The following is an 11,401-nucleotide window of genomic DNA, read 5'->3' as shown; positions in this document are numbered from 1 at the left end:
GTCATATGCCTTTCGGTGAGATGTGGTAGTTGAGTCGAAAGGTTAACTGACGGTGACCGCCCCACTATTTCCGGGGCCCACCATCAGCAAGCGTTACACCACACTAAGGGACGCAACCCTCCATTACCCAATATTGCGAGGTTATCCTCGTTTAGTAAACGCCCGATTAGTGCGGATCTTGTGTCCGTAGGAGAGGATGTTCATTGTGAGTCAACAACGCCAAAATGCATCGGAGTATCGAGTGAGGCTGCAAATCTTGTGATTGAGTCGCAGCGCCCGATTGCGCATGTGGCTCAAGGAGATTGGGGTCGCACCAGGCCTTTTAGGCCGGTAGGTCAAAAAATGAGCAACAAGGCGAGGATCCTCCAATGGGCTATAAGGACCTGATCCCTGCTTGGTGGACACCTGATATCCAGCCCAGTCGAGCCGGCAAAGAAGGTAATCTACCACCATGTCCGGGTACTAAGAACAGTTTACACGCGATGGTGTAGCCCCCTATGAAAACAACGAGGAACTCTCACTGAACTCAGCATCGGCCGAGCTTGGAATCAACCGCGCCTCGCTACATGTCGGATGCAGTTGGTTTGTACCGGTGTTTCAGTACCGCGGTACTGGTGTGTTCCGGGTAGTAGTTACTGGCCCGGGCCAAGCGATACCTAGCCCGGACCGAGTGTTGTGTGCTTAGGCCTCAGGTTTACCGGGCAGTAGCTTTGCGCATATCAAAGTCCTCGATTCGGATTCGATAGCCATTGTTTAGTCGGCTGACCAACGAATGGGGGTCAGGTCCAGTAGCTCCAAAGCTAGGGGTTTCATGGCACACTGCCCGTCAACGGACTCAGCACGCTCGTCGTGCGAGAAAAATCCCAAAACCTGTGCCTGAGAATGTGGCGGCCGAAAACGCGAAGCTCCGTCGTGAAAATCACCAGCTACGCGACACTAATGAACTTCTGAAGGCTGCCTCAGCTTTTTCACCTCACGTCCAAACCCGAAACGTTAAGAAATGATCCGGTTCATCGATGAATACCGGAATCGTTTCACTGCCCGAGTTCATGTGTAAGACGCTTCAAAATAGCCGGGCTGGTGAGTTTATTACCTCGCGTGACTGCTGTCAATCTACATCTCGTGGCATGAGTGCCCGCAGACTTCCTGACGCAGCTGTGCTCGAGCACCTTCGCCATGTTCATGCTGCTAACTATGGTCTTTATGGTGCGCGGAAGATGCGGCACGCGCTATGCCGTGAAGGAATCGCTATCGGCTGTGAGCAGAATGCCAGATTGATGCGTATGGCCGGCCTGTCAGATAAAGGCGGTCACCTGTCACTACCGGCAGACCCAAGGGGTCGGGCCCAGACTTCTTTTTCCAGCTGACGGATTCGCGCAGAATCATTCGCCGCTTGGGCTTGATCGTGCACGGCCTTCGTGCGGGCACGTTTGCCGGTGCCGTACTTTTTGACCCAAGAATGTAGCGAGGCACGGTTGATACCGAGCTCAGCTGATGCTGAGTTCAGCGAGAGATCCTCGTTGTTCTCATAGAGGGCTACGGCATCGCGTTTGAACTGTTCGGAGTACCTGGACATGGTGGTAGATTAACTTTCTTCCCAGCCCAACTGGGCTGGATATCAGGTGTCCACCACATGGGGGTCAGGTCCGGCGGTTCTGTGCCCAGATCTAGTTGGTCGACGGTTCACAGCCACTGGGCCCAACCGGGGGGTGGGTCGCAGACATTACCTATGTACGGACACGAAAAGGATTCGTCTACACCGCTTTTGTCGCCGACTTATAGAGGGCCACACCGTCGCGTGTGAACTGTTCGGAGTACCTGGACATGATGGCAAGATTACCAATCTTGCCAGCCCGACCGGGCTGGATATCAAGTGTCCACCGAACAGGGGCCAGGTCCTAGCAACTTCTCACAATCCATAATCAAAACTTCGAATTTTGATCGACGAGATTTGCAGCCACCTCGGCGCAATCCGGCCTCCCGCAATGCTGGGTTTCCACATTCTGGATGCAGTCATCACAGATGAGCACCTGCTGGCGGCACGTGTCCTCGTTAATGCAGTTGTGGAAGGTATTAGTACCCTTGCCGCAGTGCACGCAGTGACCCAATTGGATAAAGCCCGGGTCTTCTAGTCCTTGGCCGAACTCCTGGTGCATGCGCTTGTCAAAGACGTACATGGAGCCTTCCCACAGCCCATCATTGCCGTACTTTTCGCCGTAGCGCACGATGCCACCATCAATCTGGTAGATCTCGTTGAAGCCGCGGTTCTTCATTAGAGAGGAAAGGACCTCGCACCGGATGCCGCCGGTGCAATAGGAGACGACCGGCTTGTCCTTCATCCAGTCATATTTGCCGGATTCCAGTTCCTCAATGAAGTCATGGGTGGTGCGCACATCCGGCACGACGGCATTTTTGAACTTGCCAATCTCTGCTTCCATGGCATTGCGGCCATCGAAGAAGACGACCTCATCGCCGCGCTCTTCTACCAGCTTGTTGACCTCTTCCGGCTTGAGGTGTGTACCGCCGCCGACGACGCCGTTTTCATCTACCTTCAGCTCGCCCGGGGCACCAAAGGCCACGATTTCATCGCGCACCTTAACCGATAGGCGCGGGAAATCATCGGCTCCGCCATCGGACCACTTAAACTGCATGCGCTTAAAGCCCGGGTACTCACGGGTTTGGCGCACGTAGCGCTTGCAGGCATCCATGTCGCCGCCGACGGTGCCATTGATGCCGTGCTCCGAAATGAGGATGCGCCCCTTCAAGCCCAAGGACTCACATAGGGTGCGCTGCCACAGCATGACGGCGGTCGGATCCTCGATGGGGGTAAAGCAGTAATACAGGAGAACTTTGCCGATAGTCACGCCCATAATCTTAGGCCCGCTACCGGCAAGATCCCCAATTCCTTAGCGCTTTTGGTAGAGCGCCTTCTTGCGGGCGAAGACCGGATCCGAGGTCACGAGCACGCCAAGGTTGCGGAAGATTCCCTCATCCACCGAGCCCAAGATGGTGGTGGTGTGGACGTCGCAGCCGGCGAGTTCCTTGATCTGTTCCAGCGCCTTGCGGGCATCCTCGTCCTTCGCGGCGGATACGGATAGCGCGATGAGCACCTCATCGGTGTGCAGGCGGGGGTTGGAAGAGCCCAGGTGCTTGGTCTTCAGCGTTTGGATTGGCTCTATCGATTCCGGCGAGAGCAGGTGGGTATCGTCATCGATGCCGGCCAGGTACTTGAGGGCATTGAGCAGCATCGCCGCGGAGCAGCCCAGCAGCGGGGAGGTGCGGCCGGTGATGATAGTGCCATCGTGAAGCTGCATCGCGGAGGCGGGTCCATCGGTTTCCTCCGCGCGCTTGCGGGCCGGGCCCACTACTGGGCGGTCATCGACCTTGATGCCGGCCTTCGCCATGACGACGGCAGCGCGCTCAGACTGCTCATCGCCCAGCCCGGCGCGGGCTTCTTCCACCTTGGCCTTGAAGTAGCGGCGGATGATTTCCTGTTGGGCGGCGGCGCGGCAGACCGCATCATCGGTAATGCAGTAGCCGGCCATATTCACGCCCATGTCCGTGGGCGATTCGTACGGCGTGGTGCCGGTGAGCTTTTCCAGCAGGGTCCGCAGCAGCGGGAAGGCTTCGACGTCGCGGTTGTAGTTCACCGTGGATTCGCCGTGGGCGCTCAAGTGGAAGTGGTCAATAATATTGGAATCGTTCAAGTCCACGGTGGCGGCCTCGTAAGCGAGGTTGACCGGGTGCTCGAGGGGAAGATTCCAGATGGGGAAGGTCTCAAACTTGGCGTAACCAGCGTTATTGCCGCGCTGGTGCTCGTGGTAGACCTGCGATAGTGCGGTGGCAAGCTTGCCGGAACCAGGGCCTGGGGCGGTGACGACGACCAAGTCCCGGGAGGTTTCCGCGAACTCGTTCTTGCCAAGGCCATCCTCAGAGACAATGAGATCCGTATTCGTGGGATAGCCAGGGATAACGCGGTGGCGGGCAACCTTGAGGCCGAGGCGCTCGAGCTTTTCGATGAACGCCTCCGCCTGCGCATTTCCGTCTTCCACCTGGGTCATGACGATGTTTTCAACCAAGAAGCCGCGGCTGCGGAATACGTCCACTAGGCGCAGGAGGTCGTCTTCATACAGGATGTCTAAATCGGCGCGTACCTTGTGGCGGGCAATGTCTTTGGCATTGATGCACGGGAGGATTTCAATGTCCTCTTTAATGCGCTCCAGCATGGCGATCTTGTTATCCGGGGTAAAGCCCGGCAGCACGCGGGAGGCGTGCATATCATCGAAAAGCTTGCCGCCCATTTCCAGATAGAGCTTTCCACCGATTTCTTCGCGGCGGGCCTGGATGTGCTTTGACTGCAGCTCTATGTATTTTTCACGGTCAAAACCGATTTCATGCGTCATGATTTATCGACCCTTCAATAGAAATAAAATCAATCCGCGCTTTGAGTTTACTCTTTTTCATTCCCCGGCGCCACGCGCCCTAGTTGGGGGCGACCAACTATTTCACTACACTGAAGTTATGCCTGAAGGTCACGTGATCCACCGCCTAGCCCACACTCTCAACGCAGACTATCGCGGGATGCCGCTCAACGTGACCAGCCCGCAAGGCCGCTTCGCCGCTGAGGCGGCCATTCTGGACGGTACAGAAATCGACCACGCAGAGGCCTTTGGCAAGCACCTCTTCGTACACTTCACCGCCGCGGACCCAGAGCATATCCTCTATATTCACCTGGGGCTCATCGGCAAGCTCAGCTTCGAACCGCGCGAGGAAACCCGCGGGCAAATCCGCATACGCATAGACAATGGGGCGCAAGCCGCGCAACTGCGCGGGCCCCAATTCTGCCTGCTGCTTACGGAGGAGGACTACCAGGCACGGCTAACCAAGGTGGGCCAGGATCCGCTCCGCGCCGATGCCGACCCCGAAGCGCTGTGGACCAAGGTGCACAAATCCCGCCGCAGCATAGGCTCCCTCATGATGGACCAGCACCTGTATGCCGGTGTGGGCAATATCTACCGCGCGGAGGCCCTCTTTCGCGCCGGCCTCTCCCCCTTCACCCCTGGCAAGGATGTTTCCCGTGAAACATTCTTCGCCATCTGGAAAGACCTGGTAGAGCTCATGAACTACGGCGTAGAGCACGGCCGCATCGATACCGTGCGCGCCGAGCACTCCCCCGAGGCCATGGGGCGTGAGCCGCGCAAGGATGATCACGGCGGCGAAGTCTACGTCTACCGGCGCGCCGGCCTGCCCTGCTATGTCTGCGGCACGCCGATTGCGGAACAAGTAATGGAGGGCCGAAACCTCTTCTGGTGCCCCACCTGCCAATCCGCTACTTAAGGCCTATAGTGGCGGGCATGCGACCTGCCTATAGTGTATCCGCCGTTCGTTCCGCCGAGTCCGCGCTCATCGCGCAGCAGAGCCACACTGATGAACTCATGCGCCTGGCCGCCAGGGGCGTTGCCGCCACGGCGAAATCCATGCTGACGGGCCCTGCGCCTCGCCGCATCACCATCCTGGCCGGGCCTGGCGGCAACGGTGGCGATGGCCTTTATGCAGGCGCTTTCCTCGCCGAGGAGGGCTATGGCGTCGATGCGCTCCTCGTTGCCGATGCTGCGCACGACCCAGCGCTGCAAGCTTTTACCGCTGCCGGCGGGACCATTACAGATCAACCGCACGCGGAGGCTACCGGCCTACTCATTGATGCCGTCGCCGGCCTCAACTCCACCCGCGGGCTTAGCGGTGCGGGCCTTGCCGCGTACCGCGCGGCCAAGCAGCACGATATCCCGGTGCTTTCGGTGGATATCCCCTCTGGCATCAACGCGGATACGGGCGTGGCCGCGGAAAATGCCGTCGAGGCCACGATTACCGTGAGCTTCGGTTGGGCGCGCGCCGGCCATATCTTCGCCCCGGAATGCGGCACGGTGGTGCTCTGCGATCTGCAGCTGCCCAACGCGCCGCGCTCCTTTGCGGAGGAACTAACGGCTACCGCAGAGCCGGCGGGCTACATCGCCAACGAGCCCACCATCGATCTCCCCTTCCAGTGGCCCGGGGAGCCCGTGCTTGCCGATGCCCACCTCGGCCACGTCACCGCCCCCAAGCCCGTGGGCTGCACGGGGCCCATCGTGGACCCCACTCCCCACGCCTCAAGCACGAAATACACCGGCGGCGTCACCGCCATCTGCGCTGGCAGCAGCGCGTATCCCGGCGCGGGCATCCTAGCGGCTACCGGCGCGGTGCGCGCCACGCCGTCCATGGTGCGGGTCATAGATAATGATGCCGTGGTCCCCCACCTGCCCGAAGTCGTTCCCCACCCGAGCGCCGAGGATAAGGTGCATGCCCAGGCGTGGGTGGTAGGCCCTGGCCGCGGCACGGATGAAGCAGCGGTCCGAGAGCTCCGCGCCGTCTTGGATCGCGGGCTGCCCACCATCCTGGATGCCGATGCCCTGACGCTGCTCGCCCAAAGCGCCGATCTGCGCGATAGCGTCCGCGCCCACCCGCGGGTCATCCTTACCCCGCACGCCGGCGAGTTCCGCCGCCTCTACGAGGCCACCTTCGGCCGCGAGCTCGATGTGAGCGAGGGCGTGGGCCCGCGCCAGCGCGAACTGGCCGAGGACTTGGACTGTTTTGTCCTGCACAAGGGCCGCATCACCACGGTGACCGCGCCCGGCCAGGCCATCTACGGGATGAATGCCGGCCACTCTTATGCGGCCACCGCAGGCTCCGGCGATGTTTTATCCGGCATCCTCGGCGCGACGATCGCGCAGGTAGACCACGAAAAGGCCGATGCGGAGTACATCATCACGGAGATCCTCCACGCCGCAGCCCTACACCAGCACGCCGCAGCCATTGCGGCACATACCCCCGATGGTTTTGGCATTTGTTCCGCTTCCCAGATCGCCGCGGCGATGCCGCAATCCATCGCGCGATTGCTCGTTATGCACCGATAGCGTCCCGCTTACTCACGCGGCCGTCTTTAACCTCCACCACGTGGTCGGCGAAGGTGAGCAGGGAGCGATCGTGCGTGACCAGCACGGTGGCGGTGTGCATCTCCTGGGTAATATCGCGCAGCAAGCGGATGATTTCCTGGGAAAGGTGGGAGTCGAGGGCGGAGGTGGGTTCATCGGCAAGCAGTAGGTTCGGCTCATCCATCAAGGCGCGCGCGATATTGACGCGCTGGGCCTGGCCGCCGGAAAGCTGGCCGATGCGACGATTGCCCATGCCCTTAAGGCCGACGAATTCTAGCAGCTCATCGGCGCGATCCTTGCGCAGCTTGCGCCCGGCCATGTGGTCCATGATGAGCAGCTGATCGCGCACCTTGAGCGAGGACAAGAGGTTGGACTGCTGGAAGATGATGGAATTCGTGCCGTTGACCTCGACGGTGCCGGAGTCCGGCGTGATGAGCCCGGCGCCGACGGAGAGCAGCGTGGACTTACCGGAACCGGACTCGCCCACGATTGCGGTGAGGGTATCGGAGTCGGCACTAAAAGTGGCATTATCAAGCGCCGTGGTTGTCGTCGTACCGTCCTGGAAGGTGACGGTGGCGTTGCGAATATCAAGGACGGTGGACATTTTAGGCATTTCCTCCCAATGCATCGAGGGGGTTGGCTTTGGCTACGCGGCGGGTAGAGACCAGGGCACCGGCCATACCCAGGATCCAGATGCCGACCGCGGGAATGATGATGGTGCGCACGGATACGTCGAAGGGGACGGTGCCGGAGGCCAGCAGGCCAAGCAGCCAGCCGACGAAAGCGCCGAGGATGGTGCCGGCGGCCAAAATCAGCGCGGCTTGGGCCAGGGCATCGCGCAGCAGGTAGCGCACCGAGGCGCCCAGGGCGCGCAGGATGGAGAGATCGCGGGTGCGCTGCAGGGTCCACACCGTCAGGAAGGCGACGGTAACCAGGGCGGAGATGCCGTAGAGGAAACCTTGCATGGTGAGGAGCGAACCGCGCTCTGACTGGTATGCGGGCAGGCCGGAGAAGGAATCAGATATTTCGACCGAACCGGGTACCTTTTCGGTATGCAGGGCAACCGTGCCGACTACGCCCTCTGGGGCGTGGCTTACCTTCTGCCAGGTCTGGGTAGATACCCATACCACCGGCGAGTGGGAGAACTGCGTTTCGGCAACGGTGCCCTCTACGGAAAGGTCTACCCCACCAATATTCACGGTGCCGGAGGCCTCAATGGTGTCAGAGAGGACGACGCCATCTTCCGGAATGGTGGCGTTGGTATTGGGGATGGTCGTGCCGGCCGGCAGGCCCATCACGCCTACCGCACCCTCGCCCTCCAGCTTGGTTTGCGCGGTGCCCAAGGCAATCGAATCGCCGGAATGATCCTTCTCGTGGATCTCGGACTCGTTATAGGCGGGCTCTTCGGTAGAAAAGCTGACGTAGGGGTGATCTTGCGCCACGGCCTCAAGCGCCGAGGTATTTTGCTTGGACAGGCCCTCCGTCAGGCCGGAGAGCATAACCAAGAGCAGGGTAATAAGCGCTACGGTGCCGCCGATGAGCCCGAAGCGGCCGCGCGCTGCGGTGATTTCACGAATAGCTAAGAACATACTTCTATAGTCCCTTTGTGCAGGTCAGAAGTAATCGGCGGCCTAGTTGAACCTCCAGTCAACCAACTGGTTGATCCCTCATCCACCCTCAGGCAGATACTGTAGAAAATTGTGTTTTCTGGACAGAAATTGTGGCTCTGGGGCCTACACGCCATGTTCGCGTTCCTGCTGCTTTTTGGCGTGGCCCGCGCCTATATCGATGACCGCTTAGATGCCCGCGCCATCCTTTTGGCCATCGGCCTAGCCGCGGTGTACGCGGCCGAGCGCTGGCTTCCCACCTGGCTCTGGCTCACTGGGCTGTGCCTGCTCTGGTTGGGGCTGATGGTCCACGCGCAGGATTTCATGTGGCTCGAGTTCCCGCTCATCTTCGTCTTCCTGCGCGCCTTGCCCAAGTGGCCAGGCCTTATCTCCATCACGGTGCTGTGGGCGGCGGCCGCCTTCATCCCCGCGTGGCTGCATCCGGATGGCTGGTCCATCGCCGCGGCCATCGGCCCGCTTATCGGCACGACCTTTGCAGCGGGCGTGTTTTATATCCAGCGCCGCTTGCAGGCGGAGGCGGCGCATCACAGGGACATCGCCAAGCAGCTGCAGGAAACCCAGGCGGAGCTTGCAGCCAGCGAGCACCAGGCCGGGCGCCTAGAAGAGCGCGAGCGCCTCTCCCGGGATATCCATGACACCGTGGCCCAAGGGTTGAGCTCCATCCTGCTGCTATCCCGCGCCGCCCGCACGACCGATGATCTAGAGACCAAGGACGAGCAGCTCGCCGTCATCGAGGACACCGCTGGTGAGAACTTGGCCGAGGCCCGTCGCTTCGTCCGCGAGCTCGCCGGTCCCGATGAGCGCCTAGAAACCCAGCTGGATTCCATCCTGTCGCAGATGCGCCGACGCGCGGAGGCTTTGGGCGAGGACACCACCTTTGACCTTGTGGTTTCCGGTAGCGGCAGCGTTCCCAGCGATATCAAGCAAGTGGTCGTGCGCGCCGCGCAGGAGGGCCTTAATAACGTGATCAAGCACGCGCACGCCTCCCGCGCGGTGGTCACCCTGGGCCTTTTTGAGGATGCAGTCACCCTGGACGTCGTGGATAATGGGCACGGTGTAGTTGAGCCCCCGCTCCACGGCGGCGATAGCGGCTTTGGCTTGCAAGGATTGTCCCAGCGCGTGGAGAGCGTCGGTGGCTCCCTGAGCCTCGAATCCGGCGATGGCACCGCCCTTGCCATTAGAATCCCCCTCAAGGAGCAGCCCCATGGTTAATGTCATGCTTATCGATGACCACCCCGTCGTCCGCGCCGGGCTGCGCGCGATACTCAATACGTTTACCGATGTCCGGGTGGTCATGGAAGGCGATAATGGCGCGGACGTGGACAAGCTCTGTGCCGATGACGCCCCCGAGGTCGACGTCGTGGTCTGCGATATCCAGATGCCGGGCGTCGATGGCATCACCGCCACCAAAAAGCTGACCGAGGCCGGCGGCCCACCCGTGCTCATCCTCACCACCTATGACACCCAGGCCGATATCCTGGCCGCGGTTGAGGCCGGCGCGATGGGATACCTGCTCAAGGATTCGCCCGAAGAAGAGCTGCACGAGGCGGTGCTCAATACCGCCGCGCGCCGGCGCACCCTCGCCCCAGAGGTGGTCAACCTCCTGGCGCAGCGCGTAGGCCAGCCCGAGCAGTCCCTGTCCACGCGCGAGCTGGAGATCCTCCGCGCCCTCGCGACCGGCTCCTCCAATAAGGAACTAGCCAACCAGCTCTTCATTTCTGAGGCCACCGTGAAGACGCACCTCATTCACATTTATCAGAAGCTGGGCGTAGATACCCGCACTGCCGCGGTAACCGTGGCCCGAGAACGAAAGCTCATTTAATGCTGGACTGCATCGTCATCGGTGCCGGGCAAGCGGGCCTGGCCACCAGCTATTACCTGCGCAAAAAGGGACTCGACTTCCAGATCCTCGATGCCGAGCCCTCCCCCGGCGCGGCCTGGCGCCACGCGTGGCCGTCGCTCACGCTATTTAGCAATAGCGCCTCCTCCAACCTGCCCGGCTGGCCGATGCCCCACCACGAGGGTTTCCCGCCCGCCAGCCACGTCATCGATTACTTCGCCCGCTACGAGCAGCGCTATGACCTTCCCGTACGCCGGCCGGTGTGGGTCCAGGAAGTCACCCACGATGGCGAGAACTTTCATGTCACCACCGATGACGAACACCTCACCGCGCGCACGGTGGTGGCAGCCACGGGCACGTGGTCCTCGCCGTTTATCCCCTACTACCCCGGCTCCTTTGCCGGGCGGCAGTGGCACTCGGCGGTCTACCCCGGCCCCGATCCCTTCCGCGGTGAGTCCGTCGCCGTTGTTGGGGCGGGCAATTCCGGGGCCCAGATTGCCGCAGAGCTCGTGCTCTCCGGCGTAGAGGCCACTTGGTTTACGGCAAAGCCGCCGCGGTGGATGCCCGATGACGTTGACGGCCGCGTGCTTTTCCAGCGCAACCGCGCCCGCCTCAACGCCATGATGCGGGGCGAGCCTGATCCCGGCGCGGATACCAACTTGGGCGATATTGTCGTCGTTCCTCCCGTCAAACGCGCCCGCGATGAGGGCTTGCTCGAGGCCTCCCCCATGTTCTCTAACCTCGATGAGGTGAAGGCAGATCACCTCATCTGGTGCACCGGGTTCCGCCCGGCGCTGGGGCCTTTCCGCGCGCTTCTCGATGGCCGCACCCCCACCGTCGAAGGCCTGTTCCTCGTCGGCTACGGAACCTGGACCGGCCCAGGATCCGCAACGATTACCGGGGTGAGCCCGTTTGCCAAGCAGGCCGCGGGGGATATCGCCGAGCTCTGCTCCCCCGACCTTTAGCTG

11 protein-coding genes are annotated in these 11,401 nt (G+C 61.2%); 6 read left to right on the top strand and 5 right to left on the bottom strand.

The features are described from left to right. The first annotated feature begins 1,016 nt into the window (after positions 1-1,016). A complete protein-coding gene (locus ABRP98_RS05985; RefSeq protein WP_349858033.1) occupies positions 1,017-1,367 on the top strand; it encodes an IS3 family transposase in 351 nt (116 codons plus the stop codon). Here ABRP98_RS05985 and ABRP98_RS05980 read toward each other — a convergent pair. The 3 genes from ABRP98_RS05980 to ABRP98_RS05965 form a co-directional block, all read right to left on the bottom strand. Beyond that, positions 1,310-1,576, bottom strand: a complete 267-nt coding sequence (locus ABRP98_RS05980; RefSeq protein WP_349858031.1) for a transposase — start codon at positions 1,574-1,576, stop codon at positions 1,310-1,312. The genes ABRP98_RS05985 and ABRP98_RS05980 overlap by 58 nt on opposite strands. A 346-nt stretch (positions 1,577-1,922) precedes the next feature. Then, positions 1,923-2,864: an oxygen-dependent tRNA uridine(34) hydroxylase TrhO gene (trhO, locus tag ABRP98_RS05970; protein WP_034657981.1), complete on the bottom strand. Its 942-nt coding sequence runs from the start codon at positions 2,862-2,864 to the stop codon at positions 1,923-1,925. Positions 2,865-2,906: 42 nt separating this feature from the next. Further along, positions 2,907-4,403 carry a DUF1846 domain-containing protein gene (locus ABRP98_RS05965; protein WP_349858028.1) on the bottom strand — a complete coding sequence of 499 codons (1,497 nt, stop codon included), beginning with the start codon at positions 4,401-4,403 and terminating at the stop codon, positions 2,907-2,909. Between the two features lie 118 nt (positions 4,404-4,521). Here ABRP98_RS05965 and ABRP98_RS05960 point away from each other — a divergent pair, with 118 nt between their 5' ends. Beyond that, positions 4,522-5,337: an Fpg/Nei family DNA glycosylase gene (locus tag ABRP98_RS05960; protein ID WP_349858026.1), complete on the top strand. Its 816-nt coding sequence runs from the start codon at positions 4,522-4,524 to the stop codon at positions 5,335-5,337. A gap of 17 nt (positions 5,338-5,354) precedes the next feature. Further along, positions 5,355-6,947, top strand: coding sequence for a bifunctional ADP-dependent NAD(P)H-hydrate dehydratase/NAD(P)H-hydrate epimerase (locus tag ABRP98_RS05955; protein ID WP_349858024.1), 1,593 nt, complete (start codon positions 5,355-5,357; stop codon positions 6,945-6,947). Here the strand turns inward: ABRP98_RS05955 and ABRP98_RS05950 are convergent. Next, positions 6,934-7,569, bottom strand: coding sequence for an ABC transporter ATP-binding protein (locus ABRP98_RS05950; protein WP_349858023.1), 636 nt, complete (start codon positions 7,567-7,569; stop codon positions 6,934-6,936). The genes ABRP98_RS05955 and ABRP98_RS05950 overlap by 14 nt on opposite strands. Before the next feature lies 1 nt (position 7,570). Further along, entirely contained in the window at positions 7,571-8,554 is a 984-nt protein-coding gene (locus ABRP98_RS05945) for an ABC transporter permease (RefSeq protein WP_349858020.1), read from the bottom strand. Between the two features lie 153 nt (positions 8,555-8,707). Here ABRP98_RS05945 and ABRP98_RS05940 point away from each other — a divergent pair, with 153 nt between their 5' ends. Genes ABRP98_RS05940 through ABRP98_RS05930 form a run of 3 tightly spaced genes read left to right on the top strand, consistent with a single transcriptional unit; the run spans position 8,708 to position 11,398 of the window. Next, a complete protein-coding gene (locus tag ABRP98_RS05940; RefSeq protein ID WP_284853895.1) occupies positions 8,708-9,805 on the top strand; it encodes a sensor histidine kinase in 1,098 nt (365 codons plus the stop codon). Then, positions 9,798-10,415, top strand: a complete 618-nt coding sequence (locus tag ABRP98_RS05935) for a response regulator (protein ID WP_349858018.1) — start codon at positions 9,798-9,800, stop codon at positions 10,413-10,415. The genes ABRP98_RS05940 and ABRP98_RS05935 overlap by 8 nt, the downstream gene beginning before the upstream one ends. Next, the gene (locus ABRP98_RS05930; protein ID WP_349858016.1) at positions 10,415-11,398 is read left to right on the top strand and encodes an NAD(P)-binding domain-containing protein; all 984 of its coding nucleotides are present in this window, start codon (positions 10,415-10,417) and stop codon (positions 11,396-11,398) included. Before ABRP98_RS05935 ends, ABRP98_RS05930 begins: the two co-directional genes overlap by 1 nt. Positions 11,399-11,401: the final 3 nt, after the last annotated feature.

The sequence above is a fragment of the Corynebacterium sp. KPL2838 genome (assembly GCF_040225455.1).
Classification (GTDB): Bacteria; Actinomycetota; Actinomycetes; order Mycobacteriales; family Mycobacteriaceae; genus Corynebacterium; species Corynebacterium rhinophilum.
The sequence above is the reverse complement of the archived record's forward strand: the minus strand, read 5'-3'. Positions and strand labels throughout refer to the sequence as shown.